The sequence below is a fragment of the Variovorax sp. 01N429 genome (assembly GCF_056399425.1).
This window is the reverse complement of the sequence record NZ_JBFTRG010000001.1, coordinates 327,076-344,898: the sequence shown is the minus strand read 5'-3', so window position 1 is coordinate 344,898 and position 17,823 is coordinate 327,076. Positions and strand designations below refer to the sequence as shown.

The following is a 17,823-nucleotide window of genomic DNA, read 5'->3' as shown; positions in this document are numbered from 1 at the left end:
GAAGGATGGGATTGCAGTGCGTTGGCGGAGGACCGAAAAAAATCGTCCGTGAACACGATCTCGTCAAAGCGCGCGACGCCCGTCATTGGATCTCCGAATGCCTGTTTTGGCGAATYGGACCCGCAAGGGTTCAGGGAGTTTCGATCTTTACCGGGACTTCACTTCGCCGTCTCGTGAGACGCCAGACTTTCACTCGATACGCGTGCGATGGGCATCTTGAGGTTGTGCAGCCACTCGTAGCCTTCGGCGACGATTGAAAACTGGAGTTCGTAGGAGCCTGGACTGGCGGGCTCCTGAAGCAGGACTGGAATCTCTTCTTCACCGCCCGGCGGGATCGAAAGATATGCATCGTGACGACCATCCCAGGGCGGGTCCGCAAGGGTGGCCGTGGCGGGCGCACGCACGAAACGCCAACTTAGGCGCAGCGGGTGGCCCACTCGAGAAAGGGTGTGCAGCGTCGACGAACCGTTGTTGCGAATTCGGAGCAAGACGCGCAGTTCATTCGGGCCGGACCTGGTCACCGTTGCATCGAGCTTGATGTTTTTCGCTTGATCTTCACTGGGCGGCTCTGGCGCTGCATCGGTCGCGACGTGCTGGCTTGGACATGGTTCGAGCTGAATCCATTGCGCACGCGAAAGGACTTCCTCCTGTGTGTGCCCGGCTCTTGCAAGGACGGATCCCGCCAATGCATAGATGCGAGCAGCAGGAGGCGTGCATGGAAAGGGCGGAATGTAGTTTGGAGGCGCATTCCCGGAATAGCCGTTCAGGGTCGGAAGCTTCTGGTCCTGTGCGAAGACCATGCCGTCCAGTTCGGTCAGGAAAAAGGGCTCCTGCGTGCGACCCGTGACATACAAGACTGGGTCAGCTGATCGTGGCGCTCTCTCCAGGGCCGCTGACAGTGGTTCAAGACGGCTTCGCCAGGCCGCGAAAGGGGTGCTGCCGGTTTGATATGCCAGCAACTCCAACGCCAGCGCAACAGCGATCGCAATGGGTGCAATCCACTTCGCGGGCCGAACCCGCTGCAAACTCTCGACGCCTATGGCGGCCATGATCGCCACCGGCAGCATCATGATGAGGATTACGCGACTGACTGCCCGGATCGAAGAGACGCCGGGCAGGTTCATCAATAGCTGGTAAATGGACCTGTCGCCCACGTACAGCGTCATTGCAACCAAGAGAGCCAAGGCCACCAACGAGCGACCGAGAAGTTGTCGCCTGTGCGCATTGCTTGAAAAGCCTGCCGCCAGCAATGCACACAGACTCAGGATGACAGGAACCAAGCCCGGGAACATCTGGTGCTCATGTCTGACCGGGATCTGCGATCCCAGCGCTCGCAGCCAAGGATATGCGGTGGAACCGTCGGCAAGAAGGTAGCTCTGCGGCCGCGGCAGCATCACCAGAATTTCCGAAGCAGCTCGAGCAAATCCATAGGAGCGGCTGATCGAGTGGTACTTGAGCAAGAGCGCGGCGGTTGCGACTCCGCAGGCAAGGATGACGAACGTCGGGACAACCCAACCCCTTTTGCCCGTGGTTTCGTTCGCCGTCGTGGTTCGAACAGGACGCAGGCCGGGCACCGTCATCGCCACGGCAGTGGCCGCGATAAGATAAACCGTGAATACGCCGAGATAAATGGAACAGAAAAACTGAAGCGCGCCCCATGCTGCCACTCGGGCTAGTTCTTGCAGACGCCGCGTCTCGGCAAACTGGAGAAAGGCCACGTAGGCCATCGGCAGCGCAAAGCGGTACGTCAGTTGCGCATGGCCCTCCTGCGCCAGTGCAGGCAACGAGAACGTGAAGATGAATGCCGCTACCGAAGCCGCAAAGGCGTTGAATTGCAGCCGCCTCATTGCAGCGTACATCGCGGCGAAATTCAGCAAGCATCCGGTCGCGAACCAGGCGTCGAACGCCAGTTCTCTGCTCATGCCTATGCTGCGAAATAGAACGTAGACCGGGCCCGATCCGAAATGGTTGTCGCTGAAGGCCAGCGTGCCTCGTGCCGGAAAGAAAAAGCTTGGCGTCCAGAGCGATGGAGCGTCGCCGCGAATCCACTGGAACAGGTGTTCGAGGATCACGCTATTGAATCGCGCGTCCCCCAAGTCTCCCGGTACGGCCCTGAACCAATCTGTTGCGCGGACGATGTAGCAGAAGATGCCGACAAGCAACAAGACAAAGGGGAAGGCCCGATGAGTGCTCGCAGCCGGGGCCTCCTTGTGCAGCCGACTCATTTGCACAGGTAGTCGACCTGAGCCGCACTATGACGGAACGGGTCCGTCAGGTCATCGCTGTACTTACCCATCAATAGCCGTTGCTTGGGCAGCAGGTGGGTCCGGAAGAACCGGCTGAATGTCGCGAGCCGGTTTCCTTTGGCCGTAAGGTGGACGCATCCATTGTCTATTTCGATGGTGCCCGACTCCATCTGCTCCGTCAGGCGCACATCGACGAGACGATGCTCCTTGACGTATTCCTGCGTGAACACCTCTGCGAACCGAGCTTGCTGAATGCCGCCGCCGCGCTGCTGAAGCTTTTCCAGAATGTAGAAAGACAAAGAACGGTCGAGCACGGCGGGCACTGAGATGGCGAGCGCATACGCCGTCAACAGCCAGATGATCAGCATCTGACCCTTTTCGAATCCATTGAAGATGTCGAAAGTGCGAAGCCGCCAGACCAGAACGGCCGTGATGAAGGCCGCCAGAACGCCATCCATGATGGCGCTATAGAAAACCACATTGACGCGAAAGAATGCGATATGCGCCCAATAAATGAGGCATGCGAGCACGACGAAGAGCGTGGAGGCCGCGAGAAATCTGATTGTCTTCATGAAGCGGAAAAAACCAGCAACTTGTTGCCGAGGTAACTCAATGCGGTCTGCAGGACTGTCGCAATGGCGAAACCTGCGGTGTAGTCGAGGTGGAAGGTGTCGGTCCAAACGAAAAGCAGCAATCCATGCAGGCATGCAATGGACGCATAGAGCGCAAGGAACTTCGCCGCCTGCTGCAGGAGCGGCGCCTCTTTTCGCCGAAAGACAAAAAAGCGGCTTCCGATGAAAGAAGCTGTGATGCCAAACCAGGCGGCGATGAAGTTCGCCACGCCCGCCGACGGAACGCCGAGCACCTTGAGATTGAACGTCAGGACGCCATAGTGAATGGCCGTGGCGAGCACGCCGTTCACCACGAAGCGGCCGAGTTCCGCGACTTGGGGAGCGATGGGCTTTTGCCTCAGGATCATGCCGGCACGCTATCCGTATGTTCGACGGACTCTACGAACAATTCATACGCGGCTTGCGCTGGTGCGCCCGACTTGCTGACGCCTGTGAGCATCAGACTGATCAGTGCAAGAGAGCCGGTCTGCAGAAAAACCAACAGCAAAATTCCCAGCGCAACGGAAAACCAGCCCGGCGTCGCAAAACCCGACAGTTTCAGCACGACCGAGGCCACGCCGGCGATGACCGCAAACGTGCCCATCAGCGCGGAAGCGATGCCGACCCTCACGAGCACATCTTCGGCAAACACCATGACGCCTCGAAAGCCATGCAACGCCAGTCCGACGAAATTCATCTTGCTCTTGCCGGCGTATCGCGCGCCGCGATCCAGCGCGCAGGTAACCACCCGAAGGCGTGAACTCAGCACGCAGCTCGCCACATGGGTCCAAAGCTCTTGCATTGCCGCGAGCCGTTTGACGGCGGCGGGTTTGAGCGCCATGAAGTTGCCGAAGCTGATCTGACGCCCGGTCAACAGCTTGAACAACCCCTTGTAGACCACATAAAAAGCCTTGAACCGCAGGCTTTCGACGCGGTTCTTGCGTTGGGCAACGACCACGTCCACTTCGGATGCGTCGAGATTCCGAAGCAGTTCGGATATGGAGGCGGGGACGTCCTCACCGTCCGAGTCCATGACGACCACTGGGACCGCGGCCATGTGGTCCGCGACGTAGCTCAGTCCGACTGCGATGGCGCGCTGGTGCCCTACGTTGCGGCGCAGGCGAATCACTGTTCCCTGGAGGCCGGCCGCATTCATCCAAGCAATGTCGACCGGCTGGCGCACTGATCCGTCATCCACGGCCACGACGTGCACCTTGTTGCCGAAGATGGAAGACAGCTCCTGGAACAAGCGGGTTGAAGCCTCGGCGTCCTCGAAGACAGGCGTAACCACTGCAAATGCGGAAGGAATGGCGCTCATTGTTTTTAGAAGACAGAGACATCGATCGAAAGCCGCTGCCCGTGATCCGATGCTCGGGAGGCGCTGACGATGCCCTCGGAAAGGCCGCCGATCGGCACGTGCCGACACTGGCGAAAGAAGGTCGCCATTGTGCCGCAACGGCAACACGCCTTTGGCTGGAGAGGGAGCCGCGACGGGGGCGTTTCCCGATGGGATAATCCGCGGTTGCCGGCCCCAGCGGCCTTTTTTCAAGTTTGTCACTATCGGGGGACCTCATGATCCTGGTTACCGGCGGCGCCGGTTTCATTGGCGCCAATTTCGTGCTCGACTGGATTGCCCAGGGCAACGAAGCGGTCCTGAATCTCGACAAGCTCACCTATGCCGGCAATCTCGAGACGCTGGCGTCGCTAAAAGGCAATCCGAACCACGTTTTCGTGCAAGGCGACATCGGCGATAGCGCGCTGGTCGATCGGCTGCTGACCGAACACAAGCCGCGCGCGGTGATCAATTTCGCGGCGGAGTCGCATGTGGACCGCTCGATCCACGGCCCCGAAGACTTCGTGCAGACCAACGTTCTCGGCACTTTTCGGTTGCTCGAATCGGTTCGGGGCTATTGGAATGCGCTCCCTACAGATCAGAAATCGGCTTTCCGCTTTCTGCACGTATCGACTGACGAGGTCTACGGCTCGCTTTCGGCGACAGACCCGGCCTTCACCGAAGAGAACAAGTACGAGCCCAACAGCCCCTATTCGGCGAGCAAGGCGGCCAGCGATCATCTCGTGCGGGCCTGGCATCACACTTACGGCTTGCCGGTGTTGACGACCAACTGCTCGAACAACTACGGGCCTTTCCATTTCCCCGAGAAGCTCATCCCCCTGATGATCGTGAACGCGTTGGCCGGCAAGCCGCTGCCTGTCTATGGGGACGGCATGCAGGTGCGCGACTGGCTTTACGTCAAGGATCATTGCAGCGCGATCCGGCGCGTGCTCGAAGCCGGCAGGCTCGCTGAAACCTACAACGTCGGCGGCTGGAACGAGAAGCCGAACATCGAGATCGTCAATACCATCTGCGCGTTACTCGACGAACTGCGTCCACGTGCCGACGGCAGGAGCTATCGGGAGCAGATCACCTACGTCACCGACCGTCCGGGTCACGACCGCCGCTACGCCATCGATGCGCGCAAGCTCGAACGTGAATTGGGCTGGAAGCCCGCCGAAACCTTCGACACCGGCATCCGCAAGACCGTCGAGTGGTACCTGGACAACGGCGAGTGGGTGCGCAACGTGCAAAGCGGGGCATACCGCGAGTGGGTGCAAAAGCAATATGCCGGCGCGCCTGCGAAGGCGGCAGCATGAAACTGCTGCTGCTCGGCAAAGGCGGGCAGGTCGGATGGGAGCTGCAGCGCAGCCTTGCGCCCCTCGGTGAGCTGGTGGCGCTCGACTTCGACAGCACGGAATTGCGCGCGGATTTCAGCAGGCCCGAAGAGCTCGCCGAGACAGTCTTGACCGTGAGGCCGGACGTCATCGTCAATGCGGCGGCTCACACGGCCGTCGACAAGGCGGAAACCGAAGTCGAATTCGCGCGCAAGCTCAACGCGACTTCGCCCGGGATCGTCGCCGAAGCAGCGCAGCAGATCGGCGCGCTGATGGTCCACTACTCCACCGACTACGTCTTCGACGGGAGCGGAAGCACCCCGTGGAAGGAAACTGACGCGACCGGCCCACTCAGCGTGTATGGGCGCACCAAGCTCGAGGGAGAGCAACTGGTGGCCGCCAATTGCGCGCGTCACCTGATCTTTCGGACAAGCTGGGTCTATGCGGCACGCGGCGGCAACTTTGCCAAAACCATGCTGCGCTTGGCCAAGGAGCGCGATCGTTTGACCTTGATCGACGACCAGTTCGGCGCCCCGACCGGCGCCGAATTGCTCGCCGACGTGACCGCCCACGCGATCCGAGATACCTTGCGTGATCCTGGCAAGGCCGGGCTTTATCACTTGGTGGCTGGCGGCGAGACGACATGGCACGGCTATGCGCGCTTTGTGCTCGAGCAGGCATTGGCCGCAGGCGTCGAACTCAAGGCTTCGCCGGACGCCGTCGACCCAGTGCCCACCAGTGCATTTCCGACACCGGCGAGGCGTCCGCACAATTCACGCCTGGACACGCGAAAGCTCCAGTCGACCTTTGGTCTCAAGCTGCCAGATTGGCAAGCCGGCGTTGCGCGCATGCTGCGCGAAACGCTTTGACCGCGAACAGAGAAGAACGAACACACATGACGCAACGCAAAGGCATCATCCTCGCCGGCGGATCGGGCACCCGGCTGCATCCCGCCACGCTGGCCATCAGCAAGCAGCTGCTGCCGGTCTATGACAAGCCGATGATCTATTACCCGCTGAGCACGTTGATGCTCGGCGGCATGCGCGACATTCTTATCATCAGCACGCCGCAGGACACGCCGCGCTTTCAGCAGTTGCTGGGCGACGGCAGCCAGTGGGGCATCAATCTGCAGTACGCGGTGCAGCCCAGTCCGGACGGACTCGCCCAGGCCTTCATCATTGGCGACAAGTTCGTCGGCAATTCGCCGAGCGCGCTGGTGTTGGGCGACAACATCTTCTACGGCCACGACTTCGGAACTCTTCTTGCCGACGCCGATGCCAAGCACGAGGGTGCGACCGTGTTCGCCTATCACGTGCAAGACCCGGAGCGCTATGGTGTGGTGGCGTTCGATGGCAGCGGCAAGGCAAGCAGCATCGAGGAAAAGCCGGTCAAGCCGAAGAGCAGCTATGCAGTGACCGGACTCTATTTCTACGACAACAACGTTGTAGAAATCGCCAAGGCGGTGAAGCCGAGCGCGCGGGGCGAGCTTGAGATTACGGCTGTGAACCAGGCGTATCTTGACCGTGGAACTCTGAATGTGCAGATCATGCAGCGTGGGTATGCGTGGCTTGATACGGGAACTCACGACAGCTTGATGGAAGCCGGGCAGTTCATTGCGACACTGGAGCATCGGCAGGGGTTGAAGATTGCGTGCCCGGAAGAGGTGGCCTGGCGGCATGGGTTCATCGACCGGGATCAACTTGCCAAGTTGGCCGCACCCCTGGAAAAGAGTGGCTATGGCAAGTACCTCAGCCACCTGCTGGCCGAAGAGGTCCGTTCATGAAAGTGACCGCAACGTCAATTCCGGATGTACTGATCATCGAGCCGAAGGTCTTCGGTGACACGCGCGGATTCTTCCTTGAAAGCTTCAATCAAAAGGCTTTTGATGAAGCCGTTGGAGAGCACGTCGAGTTTGTGCAGGACAACCATTCGCGGTCAACGAAAGGCGTGTTGCGCGGACTGCACTACCAGATTCAGCAGCCCCAGGGAAAGCTGGTGCGGGTTGCGCGCGGAGCGGTGTTCGATGTCGCGGTGGATATTCGCAAGTCCTCGCCTACTTTCGGGGCCTGGGTGGGGGTCGAGCTCAGCGAGGAAAATCAGAAGCAGGTATGGGTGCCGGCGGGACTCGCACACGGCTTTCTTGTACTTAGCGAGTCCACGGACTTTCTATACAAGACGACGAGCTACTACGCACCGGCCCACGAGCGCGCAATCGCGTGGAACGATCCCGTGCTGAACATCGACTGGCCTGACATCGGCGGCCAACCTCAACTCTCGGCAAAGGATGCTGCAGCTGTCGCATTCACAGCCGCCGAAGTGTTTGATTGAGCAGCCGCGTGAAGAAAATTGCTATTGTCCAATCCAACTACATTCCCTGGAAGGGGTATTTCGACCTTATAGCATCTGTTGATGAGTTCGTGCTTTTCGACGATATGCAGTACACGCGCAGGGATTGGCGAAATCGCAATCAGATCAAGACCCCCCAGGGTGTGAAGTGGTTGACGGTGCCAGTCGCTGTCAAAGGCAAATACACGCAGAAGATCAGAGACACCCAGATCGATGGTGTTGATTGGGCTGCATTGCATTGGAAGGCCTTCGAACAGAATTACCGCCGCGCGCCATATTTCGACGAGGTGTCCGATTGGCTCGCGCCGATCTATCTCTCAAACGTGCCAACGCACTTGTCAGTTTTGAATCGAAAATTGATCGAAGCCGTGTGTGCTTATCTCGGTATTTCGACGCGCATCTCCAGTTCGTCCGACTACGTCTTGCCTGAGGGCCAAACGGAGCGCATTGCGGACCTTTGTATGCAGGCCGGGGCAGACGAATATGTATCTGGCCCCGCCGCAAGGAGCTATTTGGACGAGGCGGTTTTCGCGAAGCGAGGCGTTACGCTTCGATGGTTCGACTATTGCGGCTATCGCGAGTATCCGCAGTTGTGGGGAGACTTCGCGCATGGAGTGACCGTGCTGGATCTTCTTTTCAATTGCGGCGCTCAGTCATCGAGTTTCATGAGGTATGTGAAGGAATGAAGCTCTCGATCGTCGCGACGCTCTATCAATCGGAACGTCATGTTGTCGAATTTTGTGAGCGCGCCAGCAAGGCGGCGCGCGAAATCGCGGGGGACGATTACGAGATTGTCCTGGTCAATGACGGCTCGCCGGATCGAAGTCTTGACCTGGCGATTCAGATCGCAACGGAGGACACACATTTCGTCGTAGTTGACCTTTCACGTAATTTCGGGCACCACAAGGCCATGATGACTGGCCTGAATGCCGCCAGGGGGCAACGTGTGTTTCTCGTGGATAGCGACCTCGAAGAAGAACCAGAGTGGCTTCTTGATTTCGCGCACGCGATGGACGAGGAGGCAAGCGATGTGGTCTATGGCGTTCAAGGCAGACGCAGAGGCCAGGCATTCGAGCGCCTGACTGGCAGCATTTTCTACAAGCTATTCCGCATGCTGACCGGGATCGCTCAGCCCAACAACATCGTGACCGCCAGGTTGATGACCCGCCGGTATGTCGACGCGCTGCTGCTGCATGAGGAGCGCGAAATCAACATCGGTGGGCTGTGGGTCGTGACTGGCTTCAAGCAGGTGCAACGGACCGTCAACAAGCACGCAACCAGCCCGACGACCTATTCCCTGTCGCGCAAGATCAGCCACCTCGTCAACGCGGTGACGTCGTTCAGCAGCTTGCCTCTCGTGTTCACCTTCTACGCCGGACTGCTGACCTCCATGTCGGCGATCCTGTACATCCTCTATCTGGTGTCGCGGTATTTTTCGGCGTCGTCCCCGCCTGACGGCTATACGTCGATCGTCGCGTCGATCTGGCTCTTCTCGGGCCTCATCATCTTTTTCATGGGCGTGCAGGGCATCTACATCGCGAAAATCTTCTCTGAAGTCAAGCAGCGGCCATACACCATCGTGCGGCAGGTCTACGGCGGAGACCGGGAGTTGGAGGGAAATCCATGATCGCGAAGTGCTCAAACCAGTCAGGCTATCGCTTCGAAGCAAGTCCGGAAATGGACAGGTGCAATGACTGAAGAAAACACCGCGGGAATTCATGCGGAAATTGCAGCCTACTACTCTGACAAGCTTGCTGCGCATGGACAGAGTCCGCGTGGAGTCGACTGGAACGGAGAGGAAGGGCAGATCCTTCGGTTCAGGCAGTTGTCGAAGATCATCGACCGCCCTGGAGCGATTTCGGTCAATGACCTGGGTTGCGGCTACGGTGCGCTCTACGAGTTTCTAGCTTCGGAGCGGCCGGACATCGCGTACGTCGGCGCGGATATCTCCGAGAGCATGATCGAAGCTGCTCGGGAGCGATTCAAGGGACGGTCTAACGCTCGCTTCATCAAGTCGAGCGTTCCGGATTGCATCAGCGACTATGGCGTCGCCAGCGGCATCTTCAATGTCCGGTTAGGCAGGACGAATGCCGAGTGGCAGGCGTATCTGGAGGCGACGCTGGATCAAATGGATCGGACCAGCCGTCTTGGCTTCGCATTCAATTGCTTGACTTCGTACTCCGACGTCGATCGCATGCGGCCCGATCTCCATTACGCCGATCCTTGCCACCTCTTCGACCTTTGCAAGCGCCGTTATTCGAAGAACGTGGCCCTGAATCACGACTACGGCCTCTACGAATTCACGATTCTGGTCAGGAAGCAGGCATGAGAAAGCGTCTTGTCATCTTTGGCGCTGGCGACATTGCGCAACTCGCGCACTACTATTTCAGCGCGGCGTCGGAGTACGAGGTGGTGGGCTTCACCGTGGATGCGGCTTTCCTTTCAGGATCGAGCTTTTGCGGTTCGCCGGTCGTCGCATTCGAAGATGTCGTCGAGCATTTTCCCCCTGGCGATACCGACATGTTCGTCGCGCTGAGCTACTCCAAATTGAACGCCGTGCGCAAGGAGAAGTACCTGGCTGCCAAGGCGCGAGGCTATCGGCTCGCAACCTTCGTCAGCCCGGCGGCGACTGTGCTGAATGACGGACACATCGGAGAGAACTGCTTCATCTTCGAGGACAACACAATCCAGCCCTTCGTTCGGATCGGCAACAACGTCACCTTGTGGAGCGGCAATCACATTGGCCATCACTCGACAATCAAGGACCACAGCTTTCTTGCGTCTCACGTGGTCGTCTCGGGTGGCGTCGAAATCGGGGAACAGTGTTTTATCGGAGTAAACGCGACGCTCAGGGACCATATCAAGATCGGCGACCGATGTGTGATCGGTGCGGGCGCGTTGTTGCTAACTGACGCCGAGCCCGAAGGTGTGTACATCGGCGCCGCGACGGAGCGGTCGCGAGTGCCCAGCAGCAGGGTGCGAGGCATATGACGAGGCCGTGGATCAAGCTGGGCCAACTATTCTGTCCGAGCGGTGACCAACGTCATCCCAAGTTGTTGACCCACGCGGCCAACCCCTTGCCAGTCTTGCTCGAAGGTAATGTTTATCGCGTGTTCTACGGCGGCAGAGACGCGCGCAATCGTTCTTCTGTAGGGGCAGTTGATATCGATATCGTGAGGCGCGAAGTTGTGCACGAGCATTACGCGCCGGTTTTCGAACACGGCCCCGAAGGCAGTTTTTATGCGGACGGCGTGAGCATCGGCAACTGTTATGACGCGCCCTCGGGGCGATACATGCTCTTCATGGGCTGGCTGAATCCCGCAGATGCGCATTGGCGCGGTGAAATCGGTCGACTTCGTGTTGACGGCGATCTCGGCCTTTCGTTGGACGGTGGCAGGGCGTTCATGCCGCTGGATGCCCTTGACCCCGTCAGTCTCTCGTATCCCTGGGTGCTGCAGGATGGCTCGCGCGCTGGCTACAGCATGTGGTACGGATCCACACTCACATGGGACGCAGGCAATGGGGAGATGATCCACGTGATCAATCGTGCTTCATCGCAGGATGGCGAACGTTGGGAAAAACTTGGCCTGGCGGTGCCCTACGCCGTTGGCACGGCGCAGGCCTTCTCTCGGCCCACAGTAGTCCGGGACTCCGTGGGCCTTCACATGTGGTTCTCCTACCGCAGCGGTGCGGGTCAGAGCTATCGCATCGGCTACGCCTTCAGCGTCGACGGTAGCGACTGGCAATTCAAACTCGGGGACGCAGGTATCGATGTGTCCGAAGAAGGATGGGACTCCGAAATGATCGAGTACCCATTCGTCTTCGACCATGATGGCGAGAGATACATGCTCTACAACGGAAACGGATACGGCAAGACGGGCTTCGGGCTTGCAGTTCTCGCACATGGTTGAAGAAGTGGCGCCGGCTCGGCGGCGGACCTTGGCAGCTCAGTTGCTGAGCTATGCGTTCGTGGGTGTGCTGAGCAATCTCGCAGGCTACCTGGTCTATTTGCTCATCACCTATCTTGGCGCCGGACCCAAGATCACCATGTCGGCGCTCTACCTTGCTGGTGCGTCGATCGGCTTCTGGGGCAATCGCAGGCTGACCTTTGCACATGACGAGAAGGGCATGGCTGTGGGCGTGCGGTACGTGCTCGCACATTGTGTGGGTTATCTGATCAATTTATGCCTGCTGTATCTGCTTGTGGACAGGTTCGGCTATGCGCATCAGATCGCGCAGGCCTTTGCCATATTTGTCGTCGCGGGGTTTCTTTTCCTGTCGTTCAAGTATTTCGTGTTTCCTGACTCGAACCCGCCGGTGGAGACTGCAAATTGAAGCGCTGTCTGCGCTGCGATGCGGGATATGCCAGTTCACGGGTTGAGTGTCCGGCCTGCGGCCACTGTCCCGTGCAGGTCGATGGCTTCACGTCTTACGCACCCGATAGCGCATGGGCTGGCGGAGGATTCAAGGCCGACTACTACGCCGAACTGGCGCGGCTGGAGGACTCGAATTTTTGGTTTCGTGCCAGGAACGCGCTGATTCTCTGGGCCATACGCAAATACTGCGGAGGTTTCGAGTCGCTCCTCGAAATTGGATGCGGTACAGCATATGTGCTGTCGGGGGTTGCAGGAGCGTATCCCCAAGCTAGTCTTCGCGGAAGCGAGATCTTCGTGGCTGGCTTGGGCTTCGCTGCCAAGCGATTGCCTTCCGCTGACTTCATGCAGATGGACGCGCGCGAGATTCCATTTCGAGACGAGTTCGACGTTGTCGGCGCATTTGACGTGCTGGAGCACATCGAGGAAGACGAACGCGTACTGGAGCAGGCGCACGCTGCGTTGAAGCCCGGCGGCTGCCTTCTCCTGACCGTTCCGCAGCATCCCTGGTTGTGGAGTGAGTCGGACGCGTATGCCTGCCATGTGCGCCGGTACCGCAGCGCGGAGTTACATCGCAAGATCAAGGGTGCTGGCCTGGAACTGCTCAGAAGCACGTCTTTCGTGACGGCACTCCTCCCGGCATTGATGGCTTCGCGACTTGCCGGAAAGCCGGAGGGGCAAGAATTTGATCCGTTGGCGGAATTCAACTTCCCTCCGTGGCTAAACACCGCGTTGGAGAAGATGCTCGCGTTTGAACGGGGCATGATCCGCGTCGGCATGAACTTCCCGGTCGGCGGGTCGAGGCTCGTCGTCGCAAGAAAGGGACTCCCTAATGAAAAGTGATCGAATCCCGTTCAATTGGCCCCACATGACGGGCAAAGAGCTCTTCTACATTGCCGAAGCACACTTCAACGGACGCCTGGCGGGCGATGGCCCTTTCACCGCAAGGTGCCATCGCTGGCTCGAAGAGCGAACAGGTAGTCACAAGGCCTTGCTCACGCACTCCTGCACTGCTGCGCTGGAAATGAGCGCTTTGCTGATGGACATTCAACCGGGGGACGAGATCATCATGCCGTCCTACACGTTTGTATCGACGGCCAACGCGTTCGTGCTCAGGGGTGGCGTGCCCGTGTTCGTGGACATTCGCCCGGATACGCTGAACCTGGACGAGTCCCTGATCGAGGCAGCAATCACGCCGCGCACGCGAGGTATTGCCGTGGTTCACTATGCAGGCGTCGCCTGCGAGATGGACGCCATCATGGCCATTGCCGAACGGCATCAGCTGTTCGTCGTCGAGGACGCAGCGCAGGCTGTCATGTCGACTTACAAGGGTCGAGCTCTTGGCGGGATCGGGCAGCTTGGCGCCTACAGTTTCCATGAGACGAAGAACGTGATCTCGGGCGAGGGGGGAGCGCTGCTGATCAACGATCCATCTTTGCGCGCTCGCGCTGAGATCATTCGCGAGAAGGGGACTGATCGCAGTCGCTTCTTCAAAGGCGAAGTCGACAAGTACACGTGGCAGGAAGTCGGATCTTCATTTCTTCCCGGCGAGCTGGTCGCAGCGTTCTTGTGGGCACAGTTCGAGCACGCAGAGCAAATCACGCAAGCACGCTTGGGCTTGTGGAACTGCTATCACGAACTTCTCGAGAAACTGGAATCGGACGGCGCCCTCAGGCGGCCCACGGTTCCTGATAGCTGCCAGCACAACGCGCACATGTATTACGTCGTCCTATCGCCCCGGATCGACCGGCGGCAAGTTCTCGATGTGTTCAGGCGAGCCGATATCTCGCCAGTCTTTCACTACGTTCCGTTGCATTCTTCGCCCGCAGGACGGCGCTATGGCAGAACGCATGGGACGCTCGATGTGACCAATCGTCAATCCGAATGCCTGATCCGTCTGCCGATGTGGGTCGGGCTGACGAGGGAAAAGCAGGTTTGTGTCGTGCAGGCGCTTTCCGAGGCGATCGCGGCCCAATCGTAAAAGCCGTTGCAGAGACTTCGCGAATGGCCCGTCCTTGGCGAGTTCCACCAGGCCCTTGCGTGCAAGGAGCGACTGCCAGTTGCGCTAAAGTGCGCGCACCGTGCCACATGACTTGCGGCGCGACCTAAAGCATGGATTGAAGGAGTCCCCGCCTTCGAGTCCAGCCTCTGTTCAACATCCCTCAGGGCCCAAATTCAAATGCAAACTCCGTTCAGCAACAAGGTATTACTGATAACGGGCGGGACCGGATCATTTGGAAACGCGGTCATCCAGCGCTTCCTCAAGACGGACATCCGGGAAATCCGGGTATTCAGCCGCGACGAGAAGAAGCAGGACGATATGCGCAAGCGTTACAACAACGCGAAGCTCAAGTTCTACATTGGCGACGTTCGCGATGCACATAGCGTGGGCGGCGCCATGCGCGGTGTCGACTACGTGTTCCATGCCGCGGCCCTGAAGCAGGTGCCGTCCTGCGAATTCCATCCGATGCAGGCCGTTCGCACGAACGTGCTTGGCGCCGAGAATGTCCTTGAGACCGCCGTCGCAGCCGGCGTGAAGCGGGTGGTCTGCCTGAGCACCGACAAGGCGGTCTATCCCATCAACGCCATGGGCATCAGCAAGGCCATGATGGAAAAAGTCATGGTTGCGTCGAGCCGCAACCTCGAAGGCACCGGCACCATCATTTGCGGCACACGCTACGGCAACGTGATGGCCTCGCGAGGTTCGGTCATCCCGCTGTTTGTGCAGCAAGTCAGCGAGGGCAGCCAGATCACGATCACCGATCCAACGATGACCCGATTCATGATGACTCTGGAAGACGCCGTCGACCTGGTCCTCTACGCGTTTGAGCACGGGCAGAACGGCGATATCTTCGTCCAGAAGGCGCCTGCTGCGACCATGGAAGTGCTCAGCCGGGCCATTTTGGATCTGATGGGCAAGAAGGACCATCCCATTGCCATCATCGGCTCCCGGCATGGCGAGAAGCTCTACGAGTCGCTGCTCAGCAAAGAGGAGCGTGCATGCGCCGTGGACTTGGGCGAGTATTTTCGTGTGCCGCCTGATGGACGCGATCTGAACTACGCAAAGTTTGTCGAGGAAGGCGAAAGTCGCATCACGCGCGCTTTGCACGGTGAGGAATACAACTCGCACAACACCACGCGTCTGGACGTCGAGGGAATGAAGAAGCTGCTTCTGAAGCTTGACTTCATGGGAAAGATCGCTCGCGGCGAGCCGGCCGTGCTGGAAGGGTGAGCCGGTGAAGGTCCTCATCACCGGTGCTGGCGGTTTCGTCGGCAAGAATCTTTGCCAGGCGCTTTCCGAGCGCGCGGGAGTCGAGATCGTCGCTTTCGAATCCCGCAACACCGTGGCGCAGTTGCCGGAACTGCTGCGCGGGGTGGACTTTGTGTTTCACCTTGCTGGCGTGAATCGGCCTCAGGATCCGAAAGATTTTGCCGTGGGCAATCTCGAGCTGACCCAATCATTGTGCAATGCACTGGTTGGGGAGATCGAGTCGACAGGAAAGAAGATTCCAGTCGTTCTGACATCTTCGATTCAGGCCGAGCGGGACAATCCGTATGGGCAGAGCAAGCGTGGTGCAGAGGCGGCCGTTTTCGCTGTCGCCAGGAGCCATGGCGTTCCTGCGCATGTCTTCCGCCTGCCCAACGTGTTCGGCAAGTGGTGTCGTCCCAATTACAACTCTGCGGTCGCAACCTTCTGTCACAACATTGCTCGTGGCCTGCCGATCGAAGTCCGTGATCCAGCCGCCGCTCTGACGCTTGTCTACATCGACGACTTGGTGGCGCGTTTTATCGAACTGCTCGACGGCGCCGACGCTGCTTTGGATGTCGATGGCTTTGCGGTCATGACACCGCAATACTCAACCACTGTAGGCGAAGTGGCGGACCTGATCGTGCGCTTCAAGGAAAGTCGAAAGACGCTGCTGACCGAACGTGTGGGGACCGGATTGGTGCGGGCCCTTTATGCCACCTACGTCAGCTATCTTCCGACGGAAGAGTTCAAGTACAGCGTCGCTCGCCATGGAGACGCGCGTGGCGTATTCGTGGAGATGCTCAGGACGCCTGACAGTGGACAGTTCTCCTACTTCACAGCACACCCCGGGGTCACCCGCGGTGGGCACTATCACCACAGCAAGACCGAGAAGTTCCTCGTCATCAAGGGTCATGCCCGGTTCAAGTTTCGCCACATGTTGACTGGCGAAACCTACGAGATGACCACAAACGGCGATGCGGCCGAGATCGTCGAGACTGCGCCAGGCTGGACGCACGACATCACGAACATTGGCGAGGACGAAATGGTCGTCATGCTATGGGCCAACGAGATATTCGATCGCGCACGGCCAGATACATACGCCTGTCCACTCTGAAAAAATGAAGAAACTGAAAGTCATGTCGGTGGTCGGCACGCGGCCCGAGATCATCCGCCTGTCACGCGTATTTGCCGCACTCGACGAGCACTGCGAGCACGTGCTGGTCCACACCGGGCAGAACTATGATTACGAGTTGAATCAGGTCTTCTTCGATGACCTGAAACTGCGAAAGCCGGACCACTTCCTGAACAGTGCGACCGGCAGTACCGGCGCCGCGCACACGATCGGCAACCTCATCATCGAAGTCGATCGAGTTCTCGCGCAGGTTGAGCCCGAGGCCATGCTGGTGCTTGGAGACACCAACAGTTGCCTGGCAGTGATCCCGGCCAAGCGGCGAAAGATTCCCATCTTCCACATGGAGGCCGGTAATCGATGCTTCGACCTCAGGGTGCCCGAAGAGATCAATCGCCGAATCGTCGACCACACGGCTGATATCAATCTCACCTACAGCACGATCGCGCGCGACTACCTGCTTCGCGAGGGGTTGCCGCCTGACCAGGTGATCAAGACTGGTAGCCCGATGTATGAGGTCCTGCATCACTACATGCCGGACATCGAGGCGTCTGATGTACTGAAGCGCCTCGACTTGAGCGAAGGCAAGTACTTTGTTGTCAGCGCGCATCGCGAGGAGAACATCGAGTCTGACCAATCCTTCGCAAAGCTTGTCGCTGCCTTGAATGCAATCGCAGAAGACCACGACGAGCCGGTCATCGTTTCCACTCACCCCCGGACGCAGAAACGGATCCAGGCCACCTCGACCAGCTTTCACCCGCAGGTTCGCCTTCTGAAGCCGCTTGGCTTCCATGACTATGTAAGGCTGCAGATGTCCGCGCGGGCGGTGCTTTCGGACAGCGGCACTATCAGCGAAGAATCCTCGATTCTCAATTTCCCTGCGCTCAACTTGCGAGAGGCGCACGAGCGACCGGAGGGCATGGAAGAAGCCGCAGTCATGATGGTCGGGCTCGACGCTGAGCGCGTCCGCCAGGGGCTGGCTATCTTGAAATCGCAACCGCGCGGCGCCGATCGCGGCTTGCGCCTGGTTGCCGACTACAGCATGCCCAACGTGTCGGACAAGGTGCTTCGGATCATCCACAGCTACGTAGACTACGTGAATCGTGTGGTGTGGAAGAAGTATTGAGACTGGCAGGACGAGAAATCGCTTTCGCGGGCGAGTAGTCGCCTGCGTATCGAACTGGTTGACGACCGTTCG

Annotated in this window: 19 protein-coding genes; 15 read left to right on the top strand and 4 right to left on the bottom strand. The window is 58.9% G+C overall.

The genetic code is table 11. The annotated features are described in order from the left end of the window. Window positions 1-158: 158 nt before the first annotated feature. The 4 genes from AC1DSF_RS01660 to AC1DSF_RS01645 form a co-directional block, all read right to left on the bottom strand. Window positions 159-1,784, bottom strand: coding sequence for a hypothetical protein (locus AC1DSF_RS01660; protein ID WP_478182227.1), 1,626 nt, complete (start codon window positions 1,782-1,784; stop codon window positions 159-161). A gap of 437 nt (window positions 1,785-2,221) precedes the next feature. Further along, window positions 2,222-2,818: a hypothetical protein gene (locus tag AC1DSF_RS01655; protein ID WP_478124975.1), complete on the bottom strand. Its 597-nt coding sequence runs from the start codon at window positions 2,816-2,818 to the stop codon at window positions 2,222-2,224. Next, window positions 2,815-3,225, bottom strand: coding sequence for a GtrA family protein (locus AC1DSF_RS01650; protein ID WP_478124974.1), 411 nt, complete (start codon window positions 3,223-3,225; stop codon window positions 2,815-2,817). The genes AC1DSF_RS01655 and AC1DSF_RS01650 overlap by 4 nt, the downstream gene beginning before the upstream one ends. Next, window positions 3,222-4,175, bottom strand: coding sequence for a glycosyltransferase (locus tag AC1DSF_RS01645; RefSeq protein WP_478124973.1), 954 nt, complete (start codon window positions 4,173-4,175; stop codon window positions 3,222-3,224). The genes AC1DSF_RS01650 and AC1DSF_RS01645 overlap by 4 nt, the downstream gene beginning before the upstream one ends. A gap of 254 nt (window positions 4,176-4,429) precedes the next feature. On the opposite strand from AC1DSF_RS01645, the gene rfbB reads away from it, so the two are divergent. The 15 genes from rfbB to wecB all read left to right on the top strand — a co-directional run bounded on the left by rfbB (window position 4,430) and on the right by wecB (window position 17,751). Beyond that, window positions 4,430-5,509, top strand: coding sequence for a dTDP-glucose 4,6-dehydratase (gene rfbB / locus AC1DSF_RS01640; protein ID WP_478124972.1), 1,080 nt, complete (start codon window positions 4,430-4,432; stop codon window positions 5,507-5,509). Further along, window positions 5,506-6,396 (top strand): dTDP-4-dehydrorhamnose reductase, encoded by an 891-nt coding sequence (rfbD, locus tag AC1DSF_RS01635; RefSeq protein ID WP_478124971.1) that lies wholly within the window; start codon window positions 5,506-5,508, stop codon window positions 6,394-6,396. The genes rfbB and rfbD overlap by 4 nt, the downstream gene beginning before the upstream one ends. 26 nt (window positions 6,397-6,422) lie before the next feature. Then, the gene (gene rfbA / locus AC1DSF_RS01630; RefSeq protein ID WP_478124970.1) at window positions 6,423-7,310 is read left to right on the top strand and encodes a glucose-1-phosphate thymidylyltransferase RfbA; all 888 of its coding nucleotides are present in this window, start codon (window positions 6,423-6,425) and stop codon (window positions 7,308-7,310) included. Beyond that, a complete protein-coding gene (gene rfbC / locus AC1DSF_RS01625; protein WP_478124969.1) occupies window positions 7,307-7,855 on the top strand; it encodes a dTDP-4-dehydrorhamnose 3,5-epimerase in 549 nt (182 codons plus the stop codon). The genes rfbA and rfbC overlap by 4 nt, the downstream gene beginning before the upstream one ends. Then, window positions 7,852-8,559, top strand: a complete 708-nt coding sequence (locus tag AC1DSF_RS01620; protein WP_478124968.1) for a WbqC family protein — start codon at window positions 7,852-7,854, stop codon at window positions 8,557-8,559. The genes rfbC and AC1DSF_RS01620 overlap by 4 nt, the downstream gene beginning before the upstream one ends. Then, a complete protein-coding gene (locus AC1DSF_RS01615; RefSeq protein WP_478124967.1) occupies window positions 8,556-9,500 on the top strand; it encodes a glycosyltransferase family 2 protein in 945 nt (314 codons plus the stop codon). The genes AC1DSF_RS01620 and AC1DSF_RS01615 overlap by 4 nt, the downstream gene beginning before the upstream one ends. Window positions 9,501-9,563: 63 nt before the next feature. Then, window positions 9,564-10,202 (top strand): methyltransferase, encoded by a 639-nt coding sequence (locus AC1DSF_RS01610; protein WP_478182226.1) that lies wholly within the window; start codon window positions 9,564-9,566, stop codon window positions 10,200-10,202. After that, the gene (locus AC1DSF_RS01605) at window positions 10,199-10,864 is read left to right on the top strand and encodes an acetyltransferase (RefSeq protein WP_478182225.1); all 666 of its coding nucleotides are present in this window, start codon (window positions 10,199-10,201) and stop codon (window positions 10,862-10,864) included. The genes AC1DSF_RS01610 and AC1DSF_RS01605 overlap by 4 nt, the downstream gene beginning before the upstream one ends. Before the next feature lie 86 nt (window positions 10,865-10,950). Next, on the top strand, window positions 10,951-11,784 hold the full coding sequence (locus tag AC1DSF_RS01600; protein ID WP_478182224.1) for a glycoside hydrolase family protein: 834 nt from the start codon (window positions 10,951-10,953) through the stop codon (window positions 11,782-11,784). Further along, window positions 11,777-12,208: a GtrA family protein gene (locus AC1DSF_RS01595; RefSeq protein WP_478182223.1), complete on the top strand. Its 432-nt coding sequence runs from the start codon at window positions 11,777-11,779 to the stop codon at window positions 12,206-12,208. Before AC1DSF_RS01600 ends, AC1DSF_RS01595 begins: the two co-directional genes overlap by 8 nt. Next, on the top strand, window positions 12,205-13,089 hold the full coding sequence (locus AC1DSF_RS01590; protein WP_478182222.1) for a class I SAM-dependent methyltransferase: 885 nt from the start codon (window positions 12,205-12,207) through the stop codon (window positions 13,087-13,089). Before AC1DSF_RS01595 ends, AC1DSF_RS01590 begins: the two co-directional genes overlap by 4 nt. Then, window positions 13,079-14,227 (top strand): dTDP-4-amino-4,6-dideoxygalactose transaminase, encoded by a 1,149-nt coding sequence (rffA, locus tag AC1DSF_RS01585; RefSeq protein ID WP_478182221.1) that lies wholly within the window; start codon window positions 13,079-13,081, stop codon window positions 14,225-14,227. The genes AC1DSF_RS01590 and rffA overlap by 11 nt, the downstream gene beginning before the upstream one ends. A gap of 198 nt (window positions 14,228-14,425) precedes the next feature. Further along, window positions 14,426-15,478: a polysaccharide biosynthesis protein gene (locus tag AC1DSF_RS01580; protein ID WP_478144113.1), complete on the top strand. Its 1,053-nt coding sequence runs from the start codon at window positions 14,426-14,428 to the stop codon at window positions 15,476-15,478. A gap of 4 nt (window positions 15,479-15,482) precedes the next feature. Beyond that, complete coding sequence (gene wbjC / locus AC1DSF_RS01575; protein WP_478182220.1) at window positions 15,483-16,610, top strand: UDP-2-acetamido-2,6-beta-L-arabino-hexul-4-ose reductase; 1,128 nt, start codon at window positions 15,483-15,485, stop codon at window positions 16,608-16,610. A gap of 4 nt (window positions 16,611-16,614) precedes the next feature. Next, complete coding sequence (gene wecB, locus AC1DSF_RS01570) at window positions 16,615-17,751, top strand: non-hydrolyzing UDP-N-acetylglucosamine 2-epimerase (RefSeq protein WP_478182219.1); 1,137 nt, start codon at window positions 16,615-16,617, stop codon at window positions 17,749-17,751. Window positions 17,752-17,823: the final 72 nt, after the last annotated feature.

Coding starts and splice junctions, on each gene's coding strand:
- AC1DSF_RS01655 (WP_478124975.1), bottom strand. CDS start 2,818: ATGAAGACAATCAGATTTCTCGCGGCCTCCACGCTCTTCGTCGTGCTC.
- AC1DSF_RS01650 (WP_478124974.1), bottom strand. CDS start 3,225: ATGATCCTGAGGCAAAAGCCCATCGCTCCCCAAGTCGCGGAACTCGGC.
- AC1DSF_RS01645 (WP_478124973.1), bottom strand. CDS start 4,175: ATGAGCGCCATTCCTTCCGCATTTGCAGTGGTTACGCCTGTCTTCGAG.
- rfbB (WP_478124972.1), top strand. CDS start 4,430: ATGATCCTGGTTACCGGCGGCGCCGGTTTCATTGGCGCCAATTTCGTG.
- rfbD (WP_478124971.1), top strand. CDS start 5,506: ATGAAACTGCTGCTGCTCGGCAAAGGCGGGCAGGTCGGATGGGAGCTG.
- rfbA (WP_478124970.1), top strand. CDS start 6,423: ATGACGCAACGCAAAGGCATCATCCTCGCCGGCGGATCGGGCACCCGG.
- rfbC (WP_478124969.1), top strand. CDS start 7,307: ATGAAAGTGACCGCAACGTCAATTCCGGATGTACTGATCATCGAGCCG.
- AC1DSF_RS01615 (WP_478124967.1), top strand. CDS start 8,556: ATGAAGCTCTCGATCGTCGCGACGCTCTATCAATCGGAACGTCATGTT.
- AC1DSF_RS01610 (WP_478182226.1), top strand. CDS start 9,564: ATGACTGAAGAAAACACCGCGGGAATTCATGCGGAAATTGCAGCCTAC.
- AC1DSF_RS01605 (WP_478182225.1), top strand. CDS start 10,199: ATGAGAAAGCGTCTTGTCATCTTTGGCGCTGGCGACATTGCGCAACTC.
- AC1DSF_RS01595 (WP_478182223.1), top strand. CDS start 11,777: ATGGTTGAAGAAGTGGCGCCGGCTCGGCGGCGGACCTTGGCAGCTCAG.
- rffA (WP_478182221.1), top strand. CDS start 13,079: ATGAAAAGTGATCGAATCCCGTTCAATTGGCCCCACATGACGGGCAAA.
- AC1DSF_RS01580 (WP_478144113.1), top strand. CDS start 14,426: ATGCAAACTCCGTTCAGCAACAAGGTATTACTGATAACGGGCGGGACC.
- wecB (WP_478182219.1), top strand. CDS start 16,615: ATGAAGAAACTGAAAGTCATGTCGGTGGTCGGCACGCGGCCCGAGATC.